The sequence below is a fragment of the Arthrobacter rhombi genome, assembly GCF_900163545.1.
Classification (GTDB): Bacteria; Actinomycetota; Actinomycetes; order Actinomycetales; family Micrococcaceae; genus Arthrobacter_H; species Arthrobacter_H rhombi_A.
Genome location: NZ_FUHW01000048.1, coordinates 1 through 23,558, shown reverse-complemented (window position 1 = coordinate 23,558; position 23,558 = coordinate 1). Strand labels below are relative to the sequence as shown.

The 23,558-nt window shown below is 65.1% G+C and carries 23 protein-coding genes; 11 read left to right on the top strand and 12 right to left on the bottom strand.

Annotated features, from left to right (window positions below; all coding sequences use genetic code 11):
• Positions 1-66: 66 nt before the first annotated feature.
• The 3 genes from FM101_RS14265 (at position 67) to FM101_RS14255 (ending at position 2,424) form a co-directional block, all read left to right on the top strand.
• Positions 67-1,473 (top strand): PucR family transcriptional regulator, encoded by a 1,407-nt coding sequence (locus FM101_RS14265; RefSeq protein ID WP_087000837.1) that lies wholly within the window; start codon positions 67-69, stop codon positions 1,471-1,473.
• Positions 1,474-1,498: 25 nt separating this feature from the next.
• Complete coding sequence (locus FM101_RS14260) at positions 1,499-1,933, top strand: hypothetical protein (RefSeq protein ID WP_087000835.1); 435 nt, start codon at positions 1,499-1,501, stop codon at positions 1,931-1,933.
• Positions 1,934-2,037: 104 nt separating this feature from the next.
• Entirely contained in the window at positions 2,038-2,424 is a 387-nt protein-coding gene (locus tag FM101_RS14255) for an HIT family protein (RefSeq protein WP_342744408.1), read from the top strand.
• A gap of 32 nt (positions 2,425-2,456) precedes the next feature.
• Here FM101_RS14255 and FM101_RS14250 read toward each other — a convergent pair whose 3' ends face one another.
• Genes FM101_RS14250 through FM101_RS14240 form a run of 3 tightly spaced genes read right to left on the bottom strand, consistent with a single transcriptional unit; the run spans position 2,457 to position 5,641 of the window.
• The gene (locus FM101_RS14250) at positions 2,457-3,554 is read right to left on the bottom strand and encodes a polyprenyl synthetase family protein (protein WP_087000831.1); all 1,098 of its coding nucleotides are present in this window, start codon (positions 3,552-3,554) and stop codon (positions 2,457-2,459) included.
• A 4-nt stretch (positions 3,555-3,558) separates the two neighbouring features.
• Positions 3,559-4,995: a geranylgeranyl reductase family protein gene (locus tag FM101_RS14245; RefSeq protein WP_428844169.1), complete on the bottom strand. Its 1,437-nt coding sequence runs from the start codon at positions 4,993-4,995 to the stop codon at positions 3,559-3,561.
• Entirely contained in the window at positions 4,916-5,641 is a 726-nt protein-coding gene (locus FM101_RS14240) for a demethylmenaquinone methyltransferase (RefSeq protein ID WP_087000827.1), read from the bottom strand. The genes FM101_RS14245 and FM101_RS14240 overlap by 80 nt, the downstream gene beginning before the upstream one ends.
• Before the next feature lie 70 nt (positions 5,642-5,711).
• Between FM101_RS14240 and FM101_RS14235 the strand changes: the two genes are divergently transcribed.
• The 4 genes from FM101_RS14235 to FM101_RS14220 all read left to right on the top strand — a co-directional run bounded on the left by FM101_RS14235 (position 5,712) and on the right by FM101_RS14220 (position 9,638).
• Positions 5,712-7,067, top strand: coding sequence for an isochorismate synthase (locus FM101_RS14235; protein WP_241895309.1), 1,356 nt, complete (start codon positions 5,712-5,714; stop codon positions 7,065-7,067).
• 139 nt (positions 7,068-7,206) lie between these two features.
• Positions 7,207-8,016 (top strand): basic amino acid ABC transporter substrate-binding protein, encoded by an 810-nt coding sequence (locus tag FM101_RS14230; protein ID WP_087000825.1) that lies wholly within the window; start codon positions 7,207-7,209, stop codon positions 8,014-8,016.
• A gap of 75 nt (positions 8,017-8,091) precedes the next feature.
• Positions 8,092-8,877: an amino acid ABC transporter permease gene (locus tag FM101_RS14225; protein ID WP_087000823.1), complete on the top strand. Its 786-nt coding sequence runs from the start codon at positions 8,092-8,094 to the stop codon at positions 8,875-8,877.
• A 5-nt stretch (positions 8,878-8,882) separates the two neighbouring features.
• A complete protein-coding gene (locus FM101_RS14220) occupies positions 8,883-9,638 on the top strand; it encodes an amino acid ABC transporter ATP-binding protein (protein WP_087000821.1) in 756 nt (251 codons plus the stop codon).
• Positions 9,639-9,645: 7 nt separating this feature from the next.
• Here the strand turns inward: FM101_RS14220 and menD are convergent, their stop codons facing one another.
• A complete protein-coding gene (menD, locus tag FM101_RS14215; RefSeq protein ID WP_087000819.1) occupies positions 9,646-11,538 on the bottom strand; it encodes a 2-succinyl-5-enolpyruvyl-6-hydroxy-3-cyclohexene-1-carboxylate synthase in 1,893 nt (630 codons plus the stop codon).
• Between the two features lie 9 nt (positions 11,539-11,547).
• A complete protein-coding gene (locus FM101_RS14210) occupies positions 11,548-12,615 on the bottom strand; it encodes an o-succinylbenzoate synthase (RefSeq protein WP_087000817.1) in 1,068 nt (355 codons plus the stop codon).
• Between the two features lie 64 nt (positions 12,616-12,679).
• On the opposite strand from FM101_RS14210, the gene FM101_RS14205 reads away from it, so the two are divergent.
• Positions 12,680-13,600 (top strand): phosphatase PAP2 family protein, encoded by a 921-nt coding sequence (locus tag FM101_RS14205; protein ID WP_158225904.1) that lies wholly within the window; start codon positions 12,680-12,682, stop codon positions 13,598-13,600.
• 9 nt (positions 13,601-13,609) lie between these two features.
• Here FM101_RS14205 and FM101_RS14200 read toward each other — a convergent pair whose 3' ends face one another.
• The gene (locus FM101_RS14200) at positions 13,610-14,878 is read right to left on the bottom strand and encodes an MFS transporter (RefSeq protein WP_087000812.1); all 1,269 of its coding nucleotides are present in this window, start codon (positions 14,876-14,878) and stop codon (positions 13,610-13,612) included.
• A gap of 4 nt (positions 14,879-14,882) precedes the next feature.
• Complete coding sequence (locus FM101_RS14195; RefSeq protein ID WP_087000811.1) at positions 14,883-15,722, bottom strand: MBL fold metallo-hydrolase; 840 nt, start codon at positions 15,720-15,722, stop codon at positions 14,883-14,885.
• A gap of 198 nt (positions 15,723-15,920) precedes the next feature.
• Here FM101_RS14195 and FM101_RS14190 point away from each other — a divergent pair, with 198 nt between their 5' ends.
• On the top strand, positions 15,921-16,301 hold the full coding sequence (locus FM101_RS14190) for a hypothetical protein (protein WP_087000808.1): 381 nt from the start codon (positions 15,921-15,923) through the stop codon (positions 16,299-16,301).
• On the opposite strand, the gene FM101_RS14185 is transcribed toward FM101_RS14190, so the two are convergent.
• Positions 16,298-17,044 carry a TetR/AcrR family transcriptional regulator gene (locus tag FM101_RS14185; protein WP_087000856.1) on the bottom strand — a complete coding sequence of 249 codons (747 nt, stop codon included), beginning with the start codon at positions 17,042-17,044 and terminating at the stop codon, positions 16,298-16,300. The two genes, FM101_RS14190 and FM101_RS14185, sit on opposite strands and share 4 nt — an antisense overlap.
• Positions 17,045-17,175: 131 nt before the next feature.
• Here FM101_RS14185 and FM101_RS14180 point away from each other — a divergent pair, with 131 nt between their 5' ends.
• On the top strand, positions 17,176-18,114 hold the full coding sequence (locus FM101_RS14180; protein ID WP_087000807.1) for an NAD-dependent epimerase/dehydratase family protein: 939 nt from the start codon (positions 17,176-17,178) through the stop codon (positions 18,112-18,114).
• Positions 18,115-18,262: 148 nt separating this feature from the next.
• Here the strand turns inward: FM101_RS14180 and FM101_RS14175 are convergent, their stop codons facing one another.
• From FM101_RS14175 to pdhA, 3 genes are read right to left on the bottom strand one after another with little or no spacing between them, the layout of a single operon-like run.
• Complete coding sequence (locus FM101_RS14175; protein WP_087000805.1) at positions 18,263-19,702, bottom strand: dihydrolipoamide acetyltransferase family protein; 1,440 nt, start codon at positions 19,700-19,702, stop codon at positions 18,263-18,265.
• 2 nt (positions 19,703-19,704) lie between these two features.
• A complete protein-coding gene (locus FM101_RS14170) occupies positions 19,705-20,820 on the bottom strand; it encodes an alpha-ketoacid dehydrogenase subunit beta (RefSeq protein WP_087000802.1) in 1,116 nt (371 codons plus the stop codon).
• Positions 20,817-22,004 carry a pyruvate dehydrogenase (acetyl-transferring) E1 component subunit alpha gene (pdhA, locus tag FM101_RS14165; RefSeq protein ID WP_087000799.1) on the bottom strand — a complete coding sequence of 396 codons (1,188 nt, stop codon included), beginning with the start codon at positions 22,002-22,004 and terminating at the stop codon, positions 20,817-20,819. Before pdhA ends, FM101_RS14170 begins: the two co-directional genes overlap by 4 nt.
• A gap of 219 nt (positions 22,005-22,223) precedes the next feature.
• Between pdhA and FM101_RS14160 the strand changes: the two genes are divergently transcribed.
• Positions 22,224-22,673 (top strand): Lrp/AsnC family transcriptional regulator, encoded by a 450-nt coding sequence (locus tag FM101_RS14160; protein ID WP_087000797.1) that lies wholly within the window; start codon positions 22,224-22,226, stop codon positions 22,671-22,673.
• A gap of 35 nt (positions 22,674-22,708) precedes the next feature.
• Here the strand turns inward: FM101_RS14160 and FM101_RS14155 are convergent, their stop codons facing one another.
• Positions 22,709-23,488, bottom strand: coding sequence for an enoyl-CoA hydratase/isomerase family protein (locus tag FM101_RS14155; protein ID WP_087000795.1), 780 nt, complete (start codon positions 23,486-23,488; stop codon positions 22,709-22,711).
• Between the last annotated feature and the right edge of the window lie 70 nt (positions 23,489-23,558).

The following is a 23,558-nucleotide window of genomic DNA, read 5'->3' as shown; positions in this document are numbered from 1 at the left end:
GTCATAACACCCAACGATCTCGGTACGCATAAGGCCAATGCACAATCACCGACTAGACTGGCAGACATGGCGATGACGCTTTCCGGACTGCTGTCCTCCCCCACCCTGAATCTGAGGCCTCTGACCGGCGTCGACGACGCCGAAGACCATCCCCTCTCTTGGGCCGCCGTCACCGAATTGGCGGACCCCACACCGTTCCTGGCCGGCGGAGAGGTCCTGCTCACCACCGGCGTCCGGCAGAAGACCGTTGCCTCCCAAACCGGCTTCGTCGACCATGCCGTCCACGCCGGGGTGGTGGCCCTGGGCTATGGGACGGGGCTGACCCACACCAAGGTTCCTGCGGCGGTCATCCGGCGTGCGGCGGAGGTGGGCCTGCCGCTCTTCGAGGTCCCCTATGAGACACCCTTCGTGGCCATCACCCGGATCCTGGCCGAAGCGCTGGCCGCCGAAAACGTGGCCCGGATGGAACGACTGTTGCAGGGTCACCAGCGACTGGCTTCAGCGCTCCTTGGCGGCGGCCTGCACCCACTACTGCGGGAACTAGGCCGGCAACTCCAGCGACCCGTTTCCCTCACCCAATATGGTGCCCGGATCCACGGCCCCTCCCCGGCTGCCGATGGCTGGCAGAGCATACCCGTTTCCACTGGGCTGCAAGATCGATGCACCCTGTTCCTGGAAGGACAGGAGGCTGGCGGGGGGCTCATCGAATACGCGCAGTCGTTGATCAGTGTCGAACTGGCCGGGCGGGCTCGGCTTCGTGAATCCCACCGGACCACCAGCGGGCAGGTGCTCACGGACCTGACCCGTGGAACGGTCGAGGGCCAGGATGCCGCCCTGCGCCTGCAAGCAATCGGCATCGCTCCCCATGCCGCCCACACCATCCTGCTGGTTGAAGCTGTCAGACCGCGCAGCCGGGCCTTATCCACCTTGCCGCTGCCGCCCGGACGGGAGAAGGGCGTCTCGGCCATGGTCGAGGACCGGCTCGCAGTGGTGCTCGAAGCCGGGGACGGCGAAGCCGCTGCCACGGAGTTTGCCGCTTACCTCTCCGGTGCCGGCATCCCTGCCAGGGTCTCCTACGGAGGTTCCTACGCCCAGGTGACGGGTCTGCGCTGGAGCTACTTCGAAGCCATCGAGGCGCTCCGTCATGGGGCCCGGATCAACCACCCCTCAAGAATTTCGTTGACGTCGCTCCTCTTGGCAGCCCATGACGTGCCCCTGCAGGCCCTTGCGGCCGAGGCCCTGGAACCGTTGACTGATTTCGATGCAGCGCACGGCTCCGACCTGATGCTCACCCTGCGGCGGTTCCTGGAGCTCAACGGCAGCGTCGGCACGGTCGCCGAAGCACTGGGTCTGCACCGAAACACCGTCAGGTACCGGCTGCAACAGATCGCCGACCTCAGTGGTTATGACCCGTCGAACACCCCGGACCGGGTCCAGTTGTGGCTGGCGCTTTCGGCCCGCGACGTCTACTGACTCCCGGGACCGATAGTATTTAGGCATGGCTGAAATGTTCGTGGAGAAGTTCCGTTCCCTGATTCCCAAATATCTTGATGACCAGTGGGTTTCACAGGATGGGTTGACCTCCGAAGAGCTCGGGGACGAGCTCTCCGAGGCCGGCGTCGAGATCCCCCAGGTGCTCCAGGAGTTTTATTTGGCGGTCGGCGCTTGCGATGACCTCATGGAGGCCTATTACTTCTTCTTCGACCCGGATGAGCTGGAGATCGAGGACGGCTATTTGCTGTTCATGGAAGATGAGGATGAACAACATGTCTGGGGTTTCCGCGCCGACCAGTTGGACATCCCGGATCCGATCGTCCACCGCCGTCGTAATTCCAATGGATCGTGGGACAGCGAGGAGGGGACCTTCAGCGAATACGTACTCGACATGTTCGAGTGGGTCTTCGAGGAGCTGGAACCCGAACTGGAGGTCTAGCACACGTGCCGGCGCACCCCTATGGAAGTCATGAGCCGCCCGGGTACAACTGCCCCTTCTGCGAGCTACTGGCCGGAGGACCGCTGTCGGAAGACAACCTGTGTGTGCCAACCGACCTGGTGTACAGCGACCCGACCGTCGCCGTCATCATGGCCTGCGATGGATTCGGTGACTACGGCGGGCATGCCATGGTCATTCCGGCCGCCCATCTGGAGTCCCTCTACGATCTGGGCGATAGCGTCGCTGCAGCGATCATGATCATGACGCGCAAACTCGCTTTGGCCATGAAACTGGCGTGGAATCCGGAGGGCACCTCGACCCGTCAACATAATGAGCCGGCCGGAAACCAACATGTCTGGCACTACCACCAACACGTTTTTCCGCGCTATTGGGACGATAACCTCTACCGCCAGCTACGCCATCGGGTACCCGCTGATATCAGGGCCCGCAAGGCCACCGAGTTGTCGGCAGCCCTCGCCGAACTCGGCTGAGCCCCACCTGCGGTGCGAGCCAGCCCGCGCAGTTAGTTCTCCCGCGAGACCACAGCCTCGGCAAAGGCCGCCAGCGAGGACTTCACCGGCCCTTCGGGCAAGGGAGCCAGCGCCGCAATGGCGTCGGCAGACCATTGGCGGGCCACCGCCCAAGACTTCTGGGTGACGTCATGGGCCGCTAGTGCCGCCACGGTGCGGGCCAGGTCCTCGTCACTGGACAGATCGCCGTCGACGAGCGTCAATACCTCGGTCGCGGACCTGTCCCCCGCAGCTGCGGCTTCACGCAGGAGCAGCACCGGAAGGGTGGGGACGCCTTCTCGCAGATCGGTTCCGGGGGTTTTACCCGAAGCCACCTGGGCCCCGGTGACGTCAATGACATCATCGGCCAGCTGGAAGGCCACCCCCACCTTCTCGCCATAGTCACGCATGACCTCAACATGTTCGGCTGCCCCGCCGAACAGCGCGCCAAAGACGCCCGAGGTGGAAATCAGCGATGCCGTCTTATCCCCGATCACGTCGAGGTAGTGCGCCACCGGATCCTCCCCCTCACGGGGACCGACCGTTTCGTGCAATTGCCCCAGGCAGAGCCGCTCGAACGTCTTGGCCTGCAGTTCCACGGCCTGGGGCCCGAGTTCGGAGCCGATGACCGATGCCCGGGCGAAGATCAAGTCACCGGTGAGGATGGCCGTTGAATTGCCCCAAACCTCGTGGGCGGTGGGGGCCCCGCGCCGGTAGGAGGCCGAGTCCATCACATCGTCATGGTAGAGCGTGGCCAGATGGGTGAGTTCGACGATGGCAGCCGCCTTGATGGTCTCAGCCGTGACTCCTTCACCCAGCAGTGACGTCAGGATGACCAGCAGTGGGCGGACACGCTTGCCGCCGGCTTCGACCAGGTGACGGCTCGTGGCGTCGATGAGCGGATCGGAATTAGCGACGGCGGCGCGCAGCACCTTCTCGACCTTGGCCATGCCCTGGGAAATGGCGGGGCCGAATTCTTCGTCCTCGGCGACGGCTCGGAATCCCGGCGGCAGGTTGATGCCGGCGGCGATGGCCGAGGTTTCCGCGAACAGGTCAACGGATTCGGGCACACCGTGTCCGGCGGTCGTCCAGTTGGTCGGGGAATCATTCACGGTTCTAGGACCTGCTTGTCATCTGGGTGGGTCGTTTCTCGGGCCGTGCCCTGGGAGCCTGCCGGTTTTCGGTGGGCGGGGCCAGCCGTTCCAGCACATGGATCACTCTATCCTCAAAAGCGCGTCCACCCTCGTCGGTGAGATTGGCGAGCATCCTGACGACGAACCGCATCAGCGCCGGGGTGCTCATGCCGGTGCGCAACGCCAGCTTCATGATCTTCGGGTTGCCAATGAGGCGGGCAAACAGGCGACCGAGGGTGAAATGGCTGCCCCAGGCGTTCCGCACCATGTCGGGGTAGGAAGCCAGCAGTGCCTCCCGAGCTCCCGGTGTCGTACCGTGCAGACCCGAATGGGCGTCGATCACCAGTTCGGCGGCCATGCGCGCCGATTCCATCGCATAGCTGATTCCTTCTCCGTTGAAGGGCGAGACCATGCCTCCGGCATCGCCGAGCAGCATCAGTCCCGGGGTGTAGTGCGGGGTGCGGTTGAACCCCATCGGTAGGGCGGCCCCGCGAATGGGTCCGACCTGATTCTCCTCGGTGAATCCCCATTCTCCAGGCATGCCTGCCGTCCAATCACGCAGCACCTGGCGGTAGTCCATCTTGCCAAACTCGCGGGTGGAGTTCAGGATGCCCAATCCGACGTTGGAGGTTCCGTCGCCGACCCCAAAGACCCAGCCATAGCCGGGCAGCGGGCGCCCCGACTTATCCGGTAGTTCGAGCCAGCCTTCCATCCAGTCGTCATCGTGTCGTGGGGAAGTGAAATACGTTCTGTAGGCCACGCCCATCGGACGGTCATCGCGCTTATGCAGTCCGCTACTGACCGCAGTACGTGTTGAGTTCCCGTCGGCGGCCAGGACGATATCGGCGTGGAATTCACGGGTCTGGCCCGTTTTGCGGCCCCGCTCGTCCAAGATGTTCGCGCTGACGCCGGTGACACGGCCCGTCACGTCCCGGACCACGTCGGAAACGCCGTGGCGTTCCAGCACCCGGGCGCCACCGGCCTGAGCGTGACGGGCGAGTGTTTCGTCGAATCCTTCGCGGGTACGGATCAGTCCGTAGTCGGGGAAGTCGCTGAGTTCGGGCCAGGGGATCTCCAATGAACGTCCACCCGCGACCAAGCGCAGCCCCTGGTTCCGGCGCCAGATGCCCGTCTCGGAATGGTCGACTCCGAGACGGGCGAGTTCGCGCACGGCGCGCGGGGTCAGGGCATCCCCGCAGACCTTCTCCCGGGGGAAGGCGGTCTTCTCTAAGACCGTCACCTCGATGCCGGCACGGGCCAGATAGCTGGCTGCGGTCGAGCCGGCAGGCCCGGCCCCGACGATCAATACAGACACGGGTGTTCCTTTGTCGACAAAGTGGCTAGCCGGCCGGACGGGCGGCGGACTGGGGGGCCACCGGTTTGGTGGCCCGGTGCACGGCGACGATGCCGCCGCTGAGATTGCGGTACCTGCAGTTTTCCCACCCGGTTTCGGCAACCCAGCCGGCCAGGCCTTCCTGGTTCGGCCAGGCACGGATCGATTCCGCGAGATACACGTAGGCGGCGGGGTTGGAGGTGACCTTCCGGGCCACGGTCGGCAACGCCCGCATCAGGTATTCGGTGTAGACGGTCCTGAAAGGCGCGAAGGTGGGATGGGAGAACTCGCACAGCACCAGGCGCCCGCCCGGTTTGGTCACGCGCAGCATCTCGGCCAGCGCCTTCTGGGGATCGCTGACGTTGCGGAGGCCGAAGCTGATGGTCACTGCGTCGAAGCTATGATCGGCGAATGGCAGATTCATCGCGTCCCCTGCCACGAAATCGATATCCGGGCGGCGCCGTTTACCGACCTCGAGCATGCCCAACGAGAAGTCGCAGGCCACAACTTCGATCCCGGCATCGGCGTAGGGTTCCGAAGACGTCCCGGTTCCTGCCGCCAGATCCAGCACTCGCTGACCGGGCTGGGCCCCAACGGCGTCCACGACGATCTTGCGCCACAGCCGCGCCTGCCCCAAGGAGAGAATGTCATTGGCCAAGTCATAACGCGGTGCAACGTCATCGAACATGGCTTGGACTTCTTCTGGACGTTTTTCCAGCGATGCACGACTCATGTTCTCAGTATCTCAAAATTCGACGTCAGGGCGAAAAGCGCCCCACGGCCGCGGGTAGGCTGGAGCCATCATGAACATTGATCTTCCCGGCTCCGTCGCGCCGGAAACCGGTAGCGCGCAGATGCAGGACGCACCCGCGCCCCGGCTGCGCAGTATCACCATCCCCCGCGCCCCCGGGCAGGAAAGCTCGCTGCTGGACCTGCTCGTCCGCGACGATTCCCTCGTCTGGGGCCGGCGTGGCGAGGGCCTGGTCGGTTTCGGGGAAGCGGTCCGCTTCGTCGCCGACGGGCCGGATCGCTTCCGCAGGCTCCGGCGGTGGTGGGCCGACGTCTCGACCGCCGCTGAGGTCCAGGACGACGTCGACCAGCCGGGAACCGGGCCGGTCGCCTTTTCCTCCATCGCCTTCTCGGGCACCAGCGCCCATGCTTCACGGCTGATCGTCCCGCGCGTGCTGGTGGGGCGATCCGGGGATCACGGTTGGTTGACCCTGATCACCGACGACCCCGAGGCCGAACTCAGTGCTGCCACGGCCGAGGCCGAACTGGCTGGACTACTCGAGGAGACCTCCATCGAGCGCGACCTCAGCCCCGGCAGTGACCAGCTGGTCCCCGGCAGGGTTTCGGAGGACCAATATGAGGAGTCGGTGCGTGCCGGTGTCCGGGCCATTGCTGCCGGAGAACTCACCAAACTCGTCCTCGCCCGGGATGCCGTGGCCGAACTGGGCTCTCCGCTGGCCGTTTCCCAGGTGCTGCGGGAGTTGGCCCTTCGCTATGCCGATTGCTGGACCTATTCGGTCGACGGACTGATCGGTTCAACCCCCGAGATGCTGGTGAAGGTCTCCGGGAACACCGCACGGGCCCGGGTCCTCGCCGGAACCCTGGACCGGGCCACGGCACCGGCCGGTGACGACGGGTACGCCGAGCGGATGCTCTCGGGGAACGAGAAGCAACGCCACGAACACCGGTTGGCCATTGATTCGTTGACGCTGGAGCTGGGACCGCTGGTCACCGGGATGGTCTCCCCCGAGGAGCCCTTTGTCCTGGAACTACCCAACGTCTGGCATCTGGCCTCAGATGTCGAAGCGCAGTTGCGTGTCCACGACGATGGGACCTCACCGTCGGCCCTGGATCTGGCAGAGGTCCTGCACCCGACTGCGGCGGTTTGCGGCACACCGACGGCGACGGCCGCTGACCTCATTCTTCGGTTGGAGAAGATGGACCGCGGCCCTTACGCAGGACCTGTCGGGTGGGTCGATGCCATGGGCAACGGGGAGTTCGGCATCGCCTTGCGGGGTGGAGTCATCGAATCCCCGACGAGCGTGCGCCTCTATGCCGGTTGTGGCATTGTGGCCGCCTCGGATCCGGCCGCCGAGTTGGCCGAGTCGTGGGCGAAAATGCGCCCCATGCGTGAAGCGCTCAATTTGTAATCTTTTTGTCACCAAAACAACTTGTTTACTGGAGCGACACCACTGTAGCTTGTGATGAACATCTCATTCAGCCCATTCCCGGGCTACACTGGCCATCCCGGCGAGGATGTCCGTCGGTTCACTCGAGAAGGACACTTACATGCGGATTCACTCCAGCTTCACTAAAGCTCTGGCCGTTTCGGCCGTTGCCTTGATGTCATTGACGGCTTGCGGCGGCTCGGACGGCGGAAGCGAAACGTCCGCCTCGGCTGGCGGCGATGATCTGGGACTGGTGACCGCGGGCACCCTGACGGTCTGCTCGGACATCCCCTATAAGCCCTTCGAATATGAGGAAAACGGTGAATACACCGGCTTCGACATGGACATGGTGGGCGAGATCGCCAAGGCCATGGACCTGAAGCTGGCCATCAAGGACGTCGGCTTCGACGGTCTGCAGTCCGGCGTCGTGCTCGCCTCGGGACAGTGCGATATGGGGGCCAGTGCCATGACGATCACCCCGGAGCGCGAGAAGAAGCTCGCCTTCACCGATGGCTACTACGACTCCGAACAGTCGCTGCTGGTGCCCAAGGGCTCGGATATCAAGTCCATCGATGATCTGGCCGGCAAGAAGGTGGGCGTCCAGCAGGGCACCACGGGCGAGAAGTACACCCGCGAGAACGCACCCAAGGACGCGAAGATCAAGGCCTATCCCTCGGACGCCGAGATCTTCCCGGCCTTGCAGTCCAAGGGTGTGGACGCGGTGTTGCAGGACCTCCCGGTCAACCTCGAGCACACTCAGGGCGATAAATTCGAGATCGTCGCGAAGTTCAAGACGGACGAGCAGTATGGCTTCGCCGTGAAGAAGGATGGCGGCGAGGCCCTGCTCAAGGAGCTCGACGCCAAGCTCGCCGAGCTCAGGGACAACGGCAAGTACGACGAGCTCTACGACAAGTACTTCTCCACGAAGTAGTAGTAGCCCAGACGGGTTCGCCCCGGGGGTTTCTCCCCGGGGCGAACCCCTGACAACACCCGGAAGGCAACATCGTTGAAACCCTCCACCCGCAGGCGCCTCTTCCGTGGCAGCCTCTACGTCATCCTGCTGCTCGTCGTGGTGTCGCTGCTGTTCATCGCAGACTGGAAGGAGATCAGATACAACTTCCTCGACGTCGACATCGCCAAACAGCTTTTCCCCCAGATCATCATCGTGGCTGCAAAAAACACCGTAATCTACACGGCCGTTGCCTTCGTTGGTGGACTGTTCCTGGGCCTTCTGCTCGCCCTCATGAAGCTCGCCCCGATTGGCCCCTACCGGTGGATCGCGACCGCCTACATCGAACTCTTCCGCGGGCTGCCGGCCCTACTGGTCATCTTCGGCATGGCGTTCGCCGTCCCCTTGGCCTTTGGCTGGAATCCACCGGGAGGTAGCGCCAGCGCGGGTTTGATCGGTTTGATCCTGGTCTCCGGCGCCTACATCGCCGAGACCATCCGTGCCGGCATCCAAGCGGTTCCTGCGGGCCAACGTGAGGCCGCCAGTTCTTTGGGGATGGCGCCGGGCTGGACCATGGTCTCCGTGGTGCTTCCTCAGGCCTTCCGCATCATCACCCCTCCGTTGACCAACGAATTGGTCATCATCATCAAGGACACCTCACTGCTGTTCATCGCGGGCATGGCGCTGGCAGACCGGGAGCTGACCACCTTTGCCCGCGATGCGCTGTCGCAATACGGCAACTCCACCCCGCTAATCATGGCGGGTCTGATGTATCTGGTCATCACGCTGCCGCTGACCCAGCTCGTGGCCAAGCTCGAACGCCACCAAAACAGAGGACGGTAAGGCCCATGAACTCACAGGAATCAGTGGCGGTCCATCCGGCCATCGAGGTCCGCGGCCTGCATAAGAGCTTCGGTGACAACGAGGTCCTCACCGGTATCGACTTCCATGTCGGCCAGGGCGAGGTGGTTTGCGTGATCGGGCCCTCCGGTTCGGGCAAGTCAACGTTGCTGCGTTGCGTGAACCGGCTCGAAGAACCGACCCAGGGAACCATCTTGGTTGAGGGGATCGACATCACCGACCCGGAGACGGATCTGAACAAGGTCCGTACCCGGATTGGCATGGTCTTCCAGCAGTTCAACCTCTTCCCCCACCTGAACGTGTTGGATAATTTGGTTCTGGCCCAGCGCCGGGCCAAGAAGCGCGGAAAGGCCGAAGCCCGTCGGGTCGCGCAGGGGAATCTGGAGAAGGTCGGGCTCGCAGATCGCGGCAAGGCATTCCCCAACCAGCTCTCGGGTGGCCAGCAACAGCGCGTGGCGATCGCCCGGGCGCTATCGATGGACCCGGATATGATGCTCTTCGACGAGCCGACCTCGGCGCTCGACCCCGAATTGGTGGGTGACGTGCTGGCCGTCATGCGCCAACTAGCCGACGAGGGCATGACCATGATGGTGGTGACCCACGAGATGGGATTCGCCCGCGAGGTCGGTGACCGGGTGGTGTTCATGGACGGCGGAGTCGTCGTCGAACAGGGCAAACCCGACGACGTGTTGGGCAATCCTCAGCACGAGCGCACCAAGGGTTTCCTCTCCAAGGTCCTCTAACCCCACGTCACTGGTCCGATAGCGTGGCTCCTGCTCTGGCGGCAGCCACGCTATCCGTTGGGCTGCTGGCCTCCCCGGTGCTCTGACGGCCCCGCGTTTCAGCGACGGCTGCCATGATGCTCTGGTGTAGTCCGCGCACTCCGGCCCGGTCGATCCTCACGTCGACAATGCGGCGGCGCACCTCCGAGTCGGCCGTCGGACCGGCAGCCAGGACGGCTTCCAGGGCCCGGCGGTCCTCAACACGGACGTAGTCCAAGCCGTAGGCTGCGGCCAGTGCGCGCAGGTCCACGCTGTGTGGGGTGGCGAAATAGCGTTCCACGGTCCGCGCATAGGCCGGCTGCTCGGCCAGGGCACCATGTTCGAGCGTGGAGAAGATCGCCCCACCCCCGTCATTGAGCACCACCAGGTCCATCACCGGCACCGTCTCGCCGGCACCGATGAACAGGCCTCCAACATCGTGGAGGAAGGTCACATCCCCCACGAGGACCGTGGTGCGTTCCCCGACGTATTGCTGTGTCCCCAGGGCGATACCCGTGGCGGTGGCTAGGGTCCCGTCGATTCCTGCGAGCCCGCGGTTGGCGTAGACGGCACGACCGGCACGGCCGGGGATGCCGGCGAGGTCGACATCGCGGATCGCATTGGAGGAGCCGAGGACCAACGGCCCGGTGTCGGCGCTCCAGACCAATTCCGCCAAATCCAGTCCGGTCAGCTCCGTCGCCGACGTCGCCTCCGCGATGATGGTGGTGGCCCGTTGTGCAGCCGTGGTCCATTCGTTGAGCCAGGTAGCGGGTCCCCGACCGGCGAAGCCCGCCAGCTCGCCTAACTCGGTGATCACCCGGTCTCCACGGTGTCCAGCATCGAACCAGGCCACCGGCTCTGGGACGTAGAGTGCCGGGGGCAGCTCGCGGTGGGCCAGCAGCCGTCCCACCTGACGATTCAACGTCGGCCTGCCAAAAACCACGACCCGTTCAATCCTGGCGTCGAACTCGGGGATCAGTACCCGATAGGGACCGATCGCGTTGGGACCGAAACGGGCGTTCGAACTCGGCTCAGCCAAAAGCGGTAGGCCCAATACCCTGGCGAATCGTTCGGCTACGGCGGTGGCGTCATGCCCGGCGATGACCACCGTGCGGCGACTCTCGAGCTCCACCTCCCGGAACTGTTCCAGCACTTTGCCCGACGGCAGGTCCTCGGCCGCTGCGGTGTCCTGCCCAGCTACTGTGCCGCGCCCGGGGGCATCCATCAGGTCTTCACGGCTCTCGTCAGTGTCCGGAATGAGCGGGTCCCGGAAGGCGAGGTTGATGTGTACCGGACCTCGGGCAGCGAGTTGGACGGCGGGACGCAGCGCCCTCGAGGCCGGAGTGGGGGTGCTGACGTCCACGGCATGCACTCCGGTTTTGGAACCTGCAAGGGGTAGCCCTTCGCCAGCCAACAGGGCACGTCTGACGTCCGGTGACGGATCCTGACCAGCGGGGATATCCACGCAGTACCGCACATGCACCCCGAACAGGCCGGCCTGGTCGGTGGTCTGGTTGGCCCCCGTTCCACGCAACTCCTCCGGACGGTCGGCGGAAACGACCACCAAGGGCACCGCCGCGTGGTTGGCTTCCATCACGGCAGGGAGCAGCTCCCCCACCGCGGTGCCGGAGGTGGTCACGATCGCTACCGGTCGGCTCGTGGCCAGCGACATCCCCAAGGCGGTGAAACCGGCGTCCCGTTCGTCGATACGGATGTGCACACGCACCTCTCGCCGGGTCTCGGCCTCAGCCAGCGCATACGCCAGCGGGGCACTACGGGAGCCCGGGCACAGCACAACTTCACGGACCCCGTCCTCGGTGAGGGTCCCTACGGCGAACCGTGCCGCGTCCATGGAGGTCAGGAGACTTTCCGACAACGTCATCACCCCATCCTATGACTGGCGGGGCCCCAAAAGCCCGGCACAGCGCCGTAGGCGTTCCCTCCACCAATGCTGCCGTTCAGGAGCCGCAGCATGCCGGCGCAGCAGTTCTTGATCGGCGACCACGTCGCGGACCTGAAGCGACCCCTCATGGGCTTCATACCGGTTGGTGCAGACATCGTCGGCAAAGAGGGACACCGTCCCGAGCCCACAGGCGTGGGGCAGCGCGGGTAAAGCTGCTGCCAAGGCCACCCCGGTACGGATCCCGACGGAGGAATCCAACGCCGAGGAGACAACGGCAGGCAGACCTGCTTCGGCCACGATCCGCAGGGCCGCACGGACCCCTCCCAGAGGCTGGGCCTTGACGATGATCAGATCAGCGGCATCTGCCCGAGCCACCGCCAGTGGATCCGATTCCTTGCGCACCGATTCGTCGGCGGCGATTTTTACGCCGAGCCCCCGGTGCAGGACCTCCAGGCGCAGACGACGCAGCCCGGCGATGCCGGCGACGGGCTGTTCAGCGTATTGCAGGTCGAAACCGGCGAGCGCTTCGAGGCCCTCGAGAGCTTGTTCGTGGCTCCACCCCGCATTGGCGTCAACCCGGAGTGCCGCATCCGGCAGCAAACGACGGACTTCCGCGACGCGCGCCACGTCGTCGTTCAGGCTTTGACCTCGTTCGGCGACTTTGATTTTGACCGTGTGCGTGGCATCAAAAGAGGTCAGCACCGCTTGGACACCTGAGGCCGGAACCGCGGGGACGGTCGCGTTGACCGGGATGCTGGTCCGCACGGGTGCGGGGAATCCTTGCCACCCGGCTTCGAGGGCGCAGCGCAACCACGGTGCCGCCTCCGCGTCGTCGTATTCGAGGAAAGGGGAGAATTCTGCCCACCCGGCAGGCCCGTCCAGGAGCAGGACCTCGCGGTGAGTCACTCCCCGGAAACGCACCCGCAACGGCAGCGACACGATATGGGCCGAGGCCATGATTTCCTCGAGCGAGGGGAGACCCTCGGTGGCATTGATCTCGCGTGACTCCGGCGCGGGAACGCCTGGGGTGCGCGATGCGTTATCCGGTGTAGCCATCACACCATCGTATCGGCGGCGGGTCCGCCCGAACCCGCCCGGCTCATGGGATGCTAGGAGCGATATGAACGAGACCAGGGAAATCCCCATTCAGGGCGGACCGCCCCACCGTGCAGCCCGCAATCCTGGGTTGTGGATTCTGGCGATGCTGTTGGTCGCCGGACTGTTCAGTGTGGCTTATGGGGCGTTCGTGCTCACCGCCACGGGACAGCAGGCCGACGATGATGCCCTGCGGGGTGCGACGGCCTTCCTGGACAGCGATACGGCCCGTGCTGCGGCCCTGTCATTCTTGAACCAGCTGCCGTTGATCTCCGGCATCGTGGCGTTGGTGGCGTTGCTGGCTGCCGCCATCCTGCGGCGCGACCTGCAGGCACCAATCGTGGCCGCCCTGTCCTTCGGTGCGGCCGTCGGCAGCACCCAGGTGCTCAAGCACCTCGTGCTCGTCCGACCGAACCTCGGTATTTCCGAGGCCACCGGGAACTCGTTCCCTTCGGGACACACCACGGTGGCTACGTCAGCGCTGATCGCTGTCTTCCTGGTGACGTCCCCCCGGTGGCGCCCCCTGATCGCCACCTGTGGCGGACTCTATGCTGCGGTGACCGGTATTTCCACGTTCGCACTGGGCTGGCATCGGCCCTCCGACGTGGTTGCCGCCTATTTGGTGGCCGGCTTCTGGGGGTTGCTGGCCGGGCTGATCATCCTCCGCAGGCAGCCGGGGTGGAACCGCTGGAAAGGACCAGACTCCTCCTGGTCCTCCTCCGGAATCTGGCCTACTCTCTTGTGGTTTCCGGGGATCCTCGGGTTCCTTGGTTCGGCGGCGGTGTATCTGTTCGTCACGCATCTGGGCCCGACGGCGGGGACCTCGGCGCGCAGTTGGTTCCTCGTCGCGGGGGCACTGCTGATCATCGGTGCTGCGGGCAGCCTCTTCGGACTGCTATGTGGGGTTTTTTCCCATCAGACCCGGGGGCGCGCCCCCCTGTCCTAAAACGGGAGACTACCCTCCGGGGGTCCGCACCCTGCGGGAATCAAGACTTCCAGGTGGTGCCTGGCGCGGGATGAACCAGGCGAAGAGCCCGCTCCCGGCGAAGGAAAGCACCGCGATGGCGAAGACGCCGGCACCCAGGCTGGCAACGGCCGTGACCGCCGACAGGAGGACAGGCCCAGACATCACTCCCAGATCCGAGATGAGCCGCCAGAAGCCCAGGAACTGCGGCCTACCCACCGATGGTGAATGATCGGCGCCCAAGGTCATGACCAGACCCGAACCGATCCCATTGCCCAGCCCCAACAACATCGCCACCAGCAACAGGGTCAAGGGCTGATGGGTGAAGGGCATCAGGGACAGGGCAACACCCATGACCACCATGCAGGGCACGGCAATCCAGGTCCGACCCCGCCGGTCCATCATGGCCCCTGCCGGATAGAACACCAGCATGTCCACCGCCCCGGAGATGCCATAAATCAGTGAGGTGGCAGAGGCGTCCATGCCCAGGTGCTCGGCCCAGAGCGGGATGACTGCCTGGCGCGTGGCCCGCACCGCGGAGATCACCATGATGGCCGTCCCGATCGTGGCATAGGTGCGCCAGTGCGCGGCCAGAATCGTCCCCAGGGTGACCGTCGCGGCCTCCGGCGCCGGGCGGGCACCGGTTCCGGCGGTTCCCTGATGCCCCGTCCCGTCGGGGATCTGGAGTTCAGGGATGCCGATGCAGACCCCGGCGGCGGCAACCATGGCCACCAACCCGACCCAGTAGGCCCCGTGCAGGCCGAGGAAGTGCATGGTGGCTGCACCGACGAAAGGGCCGATGAACAGCCCAATACGCAGGGTTCCACCCAGTCCCGACATGGCCCGGGCCCGGTAGGTGATCGGCACCGCATCGGTGAGGTAGCTCTGCCGGGCGAGGTTGAAGACGGAGCCGGCCATCCCGATCATCAGCACCCCGGCAGCATAGAGGACCAGGTTGACGGCGCTCAGGCAGGCCACCATGCCGGCGCTGGCCCAAAGCGCTGCACCGATCATGGCGGTGCGCTCGCCGAGCCGGGCGATGAGCAGGGACGCGGGGATGTTGGTGATCAACGATCCGACACCGATGAGTGTGATGACCAATGCTGCTTCGGCAACCGTTGAACCGTGGCCGCGGGCGCTCAGCGCGATGACCGGCAGGATGCTGCCCTGGCCCACAGCATAGAGCAGAGACGGCGCGTAGATCCGGAAGATCAGCGTCCGTAGAGAAGTCCCCCCACCGGGGAGCGAGGTCGAGGTGATGTCTCTACTCCCCTTGCGGCCCGGTGGTGTCCCTCACCCGGCGAAGCAGGTGCCGCGACTGCGCCGGGGCATAGGGCAGGGAGGGAATGACCCGGGCCGGGTCGGTGGAGCGGTCTTCGAGCGCGACACGGCACAGCTTGATGGCCGTGCGAAGCTCCTCCCGCTGGTCCCGTACGAAATCCAGGTCCACGAACTCCCCATGTCCGGGCACGACCACCGGGTGGCTTCCACCCAGGGCCATGAGCCGTCCCAGGGCCTCGTTCCATGAGTCGGGGAAGGAGCCCCCGAATTGGGGTTTGGCCCCCTCTTCGACGAGATCGCCGGCAAAGAGGACATCCCCGGAAGCGATGAGCAGATCCCCTTCGGTATGGGCGGGGCCGAGGTGGAAGAGCGTGATGGACCATCCGCCAAGATCCAGTTCCACGCTGTCGGTTCCCACGGTTCGGTTCGGGGCAAGAATTTCGGTGTGTGGACCGCGGGCCGCAGCCATGGCCGGGTCCACTTCCAACACCAGGTCGCGTTGTGCGGCGCCGTGGCAGGCGATCGACGTGGCGGCTACGGCGTGGCCCCAGATATCGACCACGCCCTGGGCGCGGAAGTAGGCATTGCCGAAGAAGTGGTCACCGTGTGCGTGGGTATTGATCAGCACCAGGGGCAGGTCGGTCAGGGTGCGGACCGCCGCGTACAACTCGGCGGCTTCGGCCGGCCCTGCCCCTGAATCGATGACAGCCGCCCGTCCATCACCGATCACCAGACCGGCATTGACGGCAAAGCCTTCCAGACGCAGGGCATAGCTACGCTCCCCCGCCCGCCGCCAGGGAACTGCTGTGGTCTGGGCACTCATGATCCATCCTTGTCCCGGCGCCCGTGGGCGGGCCCCGGTTCGCCGCAGTGACTGTCGATGTTCCGACTCTATTCCCCCTTGCCCACGGGGCGCGGATCCGCTGGCACCCGTCGGGGCGGCCCCGGTGGGTAGGCTCGAGAGGAATAAGGCACCGGCGAGGAGCCGTCGGGAGCATCCAGAGGACCGGGGGAAACACCGATGAAACGCATTTCGTTCAAACTCATGATCTACGGGGTCGCGATCCTCATCATCGGTGTGGCACTGCAGCTGCTCTCGATGAACCTCCTGCAGTTCCTCTTCGACAAGGTCGATCCGCAAGACATGGTCACCGCCAACGCCTTGAGGGCGTTAAGCACGATTTTCAGCACCGCCGTCATCCCCCTGGGCACCACGTTCATTGGCGCTTCGGTGGTGGTGCGCATGCTGGGAAACCATCTGCATCTCGACGAGCGCAAGTCCCCCGCCGAGACGAGCAATGACGCCGGGGCCGAAGGAACCGAGGTCCCCGACAGCACGGCCACCTCCGAGGGCGACGACGACTCGGTGGAGACCTTCTCCGATGACTTCTACCGCCGCTAGATCCCACCGACTGCAGAAGATCCAGGGTTCAGCCCCACCTGTGTGGCCAGGAGCCTGACGGTTTGTTCGAAGATCTCCCCGGGGTCGCCGAAAGTAGCTGGCCCGTAGTGACCAAAAACTTCGAAGGTGACCGCTCCGAACAGACCCGACCAACAGCTGAAGCCCCGGGCCACCAGTTCTGCGGGCATGGCGATTCCATATTCTTGTCTGATCGCCTCGAGGTCCTGGCCGAGCCGCACCGGGATATGTGTTTCTTGCTGCCCATCGGAGCCACTGGCCGCCGTCGTGATGGTCCCGTTGTTCCAGGCCTCGTCAAGAATCGTGAAGAGGGCAACCACGACCCGGGTACCTGCTTCGTTCGTGAGTGCGGCCGGTGCTGTATAGCCCGGGACCGGGGTCCCGAACAGCAAGGCGTAGCGGGCGGCATCGCCCAGCGCCCAGCTGCGAACGGCCCGGGCCAGCACCTCGAATCGCTCCAGCGGGTGTGCCGGGGCATCGGCCACTGCCGTTTCAACCTGCTCGCCCAGATCCGAATACGCCTCGACGATCAGCAGGGTCAACAGTTCGTCCCGGCTGGAAACATAGCGGTAGATGGCCGAGGAGACGATACCCAACTGCCGGGCCACGGCTCGTAGCGATAACGCGGCGGGCCCCTCGGCAGCCAGTTGTTCACGGGCGATACGCAGAATTTCGGCCATGGTGCGCTCCCTGGCTTGTTCGCGCGGCGTCAAGGTCCTGGTCATGATCTCATCAAACGACACCTCTGGGAGCACTGTCAACTTAAGAGAGCACCGCTCTTGACCTCATCATTCCTTGACGGTAGCTTTGCACCAGAGAGCACTGCTCTCATTTCCGTTCCACGAAAGAGCATGCCATGTCCCAGCAATTCCTGGTCACCGGATCCGGCCCCGTCGGTTCCACCCTCGCCCTCCAACTGGCCGATGCCGGCCATACCGTGGTGATGGCCACCCGCTCAGGCAGCGGGCCGGCCCACCGGCTGATCCACAGGGTCCGCGCCGACGCGACGGATGCGTCGCAACTGGCCGGGGCCGCCACCGGCGCCTCGGCGATCTTCCATTGCGTCCACGCCGCCTACCGGGCCGACGCCTGGCGAGCTATGCTGCCACAGGCCGAAGAGGTGGTTTTGAAGGTCGCCGGTGAACAGGGGATTCCCGTCGTCTTTCCCGAAGGTCTGTACGCATACTCCGAGCCGGACCAGGTCATGGACGAAGACTCTCCGCGCGAGGCAGCTGGAGGCAAACGGGGGATCAGAACTGGGCTGCTGGCTGCTCGGCAGGCCTCAGGGACTTCGACGGTCAGCATGGTTGCTTCGGATTTTTTCGGGCCACTGGTGGAGAACGCCCATGCCGGATCGCGTATGTTGGAGGCTGTTTTCTCGGGCAAACGCCTCTTCGCGATCGGCCATCCGGGCCAGCCCCACTCTTTCACCTTCGTCCCGGACCTCGCTGCGGCGATGATCCGTGCCAGCGAACGGCCGGAATTGTGGAACCGGGTCCTCCATGCCCCGACGGCGGTTCCCACGACACAACGGGATCTGGCGGCCGCGTTTGCGCGGGCAGCAGGGGTCGAACCACCCCCGGTTTCAGGGTTGCCAGGGTGGTTGCTGCGCTTGGTGAGCGTCGCCGCTCCCGGCCTCCACGAAATGACCGAGATGGCCTACCAATTCGATCGACCGTTCATCATGGACTCCCACGCCAGCCAGGAAGCGCTCGGTCTCGAACCCACCCCCCTGCCCGCGGCCGCGGCAGCGACCGTCCACTGGTGGCAACATTCCCGGCTGGCACTGGCCTGAAGCCTTTCCTCCCGGAAGGCTTCCATCGACTGCCACGGACTCGGCAGATGCCCACGGTCGCCGGATCAGTGAGCTGCCGAGATGGAACTGGCGCGGAAGAAGGTATCCCCCGCGCCGGTTCCTCACCTCAACTTCTGCAGGCCGGGGCCTACAGGTCCGCGAGCACCGAGCCGGGGTTTTCGATGGCGTCGGCGATATAGCGCAGGAACCCACCCGCGATGCCGCCGTCACAGACCCGGTGGTCGAAGGTCAGGGTCAATTCGGTGACCTTACGGACGGCCAGCTCCCCGTCCACGACCCACGGACGGTCAATGATGCGCCCGACGCCGAGAATGGCAACTTCCGGATGGTTGATGATCGCAGCTGAGCCATCCACCCCGAAGACACCGTAGTTGTTCAGCGTGAACGTGCCACGAGTGAGCTCGGCGGGAGTGCATTTGCCTTCACGGGCCACCCCGGCCAGCCGGCGAACCTCGCTGTCGAGCTGCCGGGCGCTGAGGTCTTGGGCCTGGGCAATGCTGGGCACCATCAGACCGCGATCCGTCTGGGCGGCGATGCCCAGGTTGATCCCGTCGAAACCGATAATTTCCTGTCCCCCATCGGAGGCGTCCTGGATCCGGGTGTTCAGTTCCGGGTACCGGACCAAACCGGCGACGGTGAAGCGGGCGATGAACGCCAGCAGCCCGGGAGTGTTCTGGGGATCTGCCGCCTTGAGCTTGGCCCGCATGCGGACCAGTTCGGTGGCGTCCACGTCGACCCATACCGTGGCCTCGGGGATTTCTCGGCGCGAGGTGCTCATGGCTTGGGCAATGGTCTTACGGACACCCTTCAACGGTGTGCGTGAGCTAATGCCCAGCCCCGAACGGGGGTCGGCTCCGACCACGCCGTCGACCGAAGCCGCAGCCGCGGAGGCTGCCGACACTGCCGGCGCCCCGCCCGACGAGGCGTCGATGGCCCCCTGGACATCGGCACGCATGATCAGCCCGCTCCGGCCAGAACCGGTCAGCGTTGCGACGTCGATCCCGTGGTCCCTCGCCAGTTTGCGGACCAGCGGGGAGATCACGGTCGGTGCCGTGGCTCGGAACTGCGACGGAGTCTCAACCGGTAGCGCCGCCGGGGCCGCGGCGGTGGAGGGCGCCTTCGCCATGGCGGGCACCGAGGAGCGCGGACGGCGGGTCCGCTTGGTCGATCCGGCCCCGCCGGGGGTGCCGTAGCCGACCAGGACGTTGCCCGAGCCTTCTCCGGCTCCGGCCCGCTCCTCCTCGCGGTAGGACTGCGCCGTTTCCACGGGGGCCGCCTCGGTCGTGGCCGGAGCTTCCGACGGAGCGTCACCGTCGGCCACCCCCTCACCGTCATCCACGGACAGCAGCGCCTTGCCGACGTCCATGGTGTCGCCGGCGGCACCATGGAGTTGATGTACGGTGCCGGCGAACGGGCTGGGTACCTCGACCAGGGATTTGGCGGTCTCGACTTCGGCGATCGGCTGGTCCACGACGATCGTGTCCCCCTCGGCCACGAGCCAGTTCACCAAATCCGCCTCGGTCAGTCCTTCACCCAGGTCGGGAAGCAGGAATACCTTGATGGCCATGTCTAGTCCTCCCACTGCAGCGAGTCGACGGTGTCCAGAATGCGGTCCACACTGGGCAGGAAGAAGCCTTCCAGCTTTGGCGCCGGGAACGGAATGTCGAATCCCGTCACCCGCAATACCGGGGCGGCCAGGGAGTGGAAGCAGCGTTCCTGCACCCGGGCGGTGATCTCCGAGGCGACGGAGGCGAATCCGGGGGCTTCGGAAATGACCACGGCGCGGCCGGTCTTGCGCACCGAAGCGCAGACGGTCTCGTCATCGAAGGGGACGATGCTCCGGACGTCGATGACCTCCAGCGAACGACCTTCCTCGGCGGCTGCCGCTGCGGCAGCCAAGGCCGTGGAAACCGACGGGCCGTAAGCAATCAGCGTGGCGTCGGTTCCGGCCCGGGCGACGGCAGCATGGCCTTCGGTGGGGTGTTGACCCGCGGCGGCAGCGGCTTCGTACTCGGCGCGCAGTCCCTCAAGATCCACCGGATCCTTGGAGAAGTACAGTTTCTTCGGCTCCAGGAAGACGACGGGGTCGTTGGAGGCGATGGCTTCGCGCATCATCCGGTAGGCGTCGGACACCGTTGAGGGCGTCATGACCTTCAGCCCGGGCGTGTGTGCGTAGTAGGCCTCCGAGGAGTCGCAATGGTGCTCGACACCACCGATGCCACCGGCATACGGGATGCGGACGACGACCGGCATGTCCACGGCACCGCGGGTGCGGTTGCGCATTTTTGCCAGATGGGAGGCAATCTGTTCGAAGGCCGGGTAGGCGAAGGCGTCGAACTGCATTTCGATGACCGGGCGCATACCGTTCATGGCCATGCCAATCGCCATGCCAACGATGCCGGATTCGGCCAGCGGGGTGTCAAAGCAGCGTTCGACGCCGAAGCGTGCGGTCAACCCGTCGGTGATGCGGAAAACGCCGCCGAGGGTTCCGATATCTTCCCCGAAGAGGACGACGCCGGTATCGGCTTCCATGGCGTCGGCCAGGGCAGTATTCAGTGCCTTGGCAAGGGTGACCGGACGGGGGCCTGCGGCTTCGGCACGTTCGGCGGCACGCTCGCTCGCGCGGGCCGTGGCGGCGCTGACATTGCCGTTGGCCTCGGATGAAGTGGTGATATGCGGGTTCACTTGGCGTCCCCTTCCCGGGAGAGTTCATCCGCGAGCAGGGCGCGCTGTTCGGCGAGCTGCGGGGTCTGGGTGGCGTAGACATGATCGAAGAGTTCCAGCGGGTCGATCTCCGGGTCCTGGTTCAGCCCGTCACGCAGGGCCTGCGCCGTGTGTTCTGCCTGGGCAGCAATACGTTCGGTGACCGCATCGTCGAGCAGGCCCTTGTTCTGCAAGTACGTGGTCATCCGGTTCAGCGGATCCTTCCCCCGCCAAGCCGTCACTTCCTCGTCCTCCCGATACCGGGTGGCATCATCGGCGTTGGTGTGTGCCTGCATGCGGTAGGTATGGGCTTCCACCAGCAGCGGGCCGGACCCGGTACGGGCCAATTCCACGGCACGCCCCAGCACGGCCATGAGGGCGACCAGGTCGTTACCATCCACGCGTTCGCCGGCCATGCCGTAGCCGACGGCCTTGTGGGCCAGCGACGGGGCCACCGACTGCTGGGACAGTGGAACGGAAATGGCGTACTGGTTGTTCTGCACGAAGAAGATCACCGGCAGGTTGAACACAGCGGCGAAGTTCAGGGCCTCGTGGAAATCGCCTTCACTGGTGGCCCCGTCGCCACACATCGCCAAGACAACAGTGTCCTCGCCGCGCAGCTTGGCCGCATGGGCGACGCCGACCCCGTGCAGCAACTGGGTGGTCAACGGGGTGGACTGGATGCCGACCTTGTATTGGCGCGGATCGTAGCCGCCATGCCAGTCACCCCGGAACAGCACCATCGTCTCCACCGGATCCACTCCCTTGGCCATCACTGCCACGGAGTCACGGTAGGTGGGGAACATCCAGTCGTTCTCCCCCAGGCACAGGGCCGCCGCCACCTGACAGGCTTCCTGGCCATGGCTGGAGGGGTAGACGGCCATCCTGCCCTGGCGGACCAGGGCTGAGTTCTGGTCGTTGGCGCGCCGGCCGATCACCAGCTGCTCGTAGGCCTTCAACAGGGTCTCGTCGTCGGGAAGCGGGTATTCATGACCCGGCTCGGTCCCCTGGTCCTCGACGGGTCGCAACGAACCACCCTCATCGACGATCTGGATCTGGCCGCGTGAGGGCAGCAGGTAGTCCTCCACGGAAATGCCGAAGTGACGGCAGACGCTGTCGAGGTCGGCAGCTTCGGTGGCTTGCGGCTCACCTGGCACGGCGCTCATGATGTACTCCTTCGTAGAATCCCGGGCGCCCGACAGACCGCATCAGCACGGCACCGTCGAAAGCACTTCGTGACTCAAGTATGCGAAGGAGCAACCGATCGTATCCAGTTAAGGACAAATGCCTAGAAAGATGCGAATAAATATCGTATTCTTGAAGACAGATCGTCACTGTGAGTGACGTTACATCGTCTTTCGTAGACACCCGTCCCGGAGGAAACCATGGACTCGATTCCCGTTAAGCTCGACGACGTCGACCACCGCATCATTGCCGAGCTGACCCGTGATGGCCGGCAATCGGTGACCACCGTGGCGCAGAACGTCCACGTCTCCCGCGCCCACGCCTACTCGCGGATCAACAGGTTGCAGGACGAGGGGGTCATCACCCGGTACATGGCCGTCGTCGACCCGGTGCGGGCGGGGCTGCGCTCCTCGGCCTATGTCACGTTGAAGTTGCGCCAGCATTCATGGCGTGAACTCCGCGAGCGGCTCGCAGCCCTGCCGGAGGTCCATCACATCGGCCTGGTGGGCGGGAACTTCGATGTGATCCTGTTGGTCAGGGCCAAGGACAATGTGGATCTGCGCCGCGTGGTCTTCGACAACATCCAGTCGATGCCCGGTGTCCTGGACACCCAGACGTTCCTGGTCTTCGAGGACGTCGACACCCGCTAGCGAGTGCGGGCCGGACGGTAACCGCCCCGCCCGGATCAGCCCTTGAAGTGTGGCTTGCGCTTCTCCTGAAAGGCTTTGAATCCCTCGGCGTAGTCGGCAGTGGCGCAGAGTCCATCCTGGGCCCGATTCTCGTGGGCCATGGACTCCCAGAGCCCGAGCCGCTGGTCGCGCACCTCGGCCACCAGCGCTTTGGAGGCCACGAAGGCCTGGGTGGCCCCCTGGGCGACCGTGCCCACGATTCCCCGCGTGCTCTCCAGGAGTTCGTCCGCTGGCATCGCCCGGCTGAAGAGGCCCGAGCGCACCGCTTCCGCCCCCGAGATCAGCTCGGCCGTATAGATCATGTCCAGCGTCCGATGGGCGCCCAACCGCTCGGTGAACAACCAGTGGCCGCCCGAATCCAGCGTGGCCCCGAGGTTGGCGAAGGGCGAACCGATCTTGGCGTTCTCCGCCACGTATACGACGTCGGTGGCAATGGCCAGACCCAACCCGACGCCGAGGCAAGCTCCCTGGACGGCGGCAAAGGTCGGGGCCGGGAACCCAGACATCTGGCGCAACAACGGCTGCACCAGACCGCCCAGGTAGCCCTGGACGTCATCCTCCGCCGGGTCAACATCGGAGATATCCCGCCCGGCGCAGAAGCCACGGCCTTCACCGCGCAACAGGAGGGCCCTGACCTCACCGGATCCCACGGCTTGGGCGGCCCGCTCGTAGGCATCGGAGAGTTCGCGCAGGGCGCCCTCATTGAGGGCGTTCATCTTCTCGGGCGCGTTGAGAACGACGTCGGCGATGCCGTTGGAGATCTGCAGTTCGATCATGCGGTGCCTCCTAGGTGTATTGACCACGGACGTTGGTAACGCTCCGGGGTAGTTGAAATAGGGAAGACCT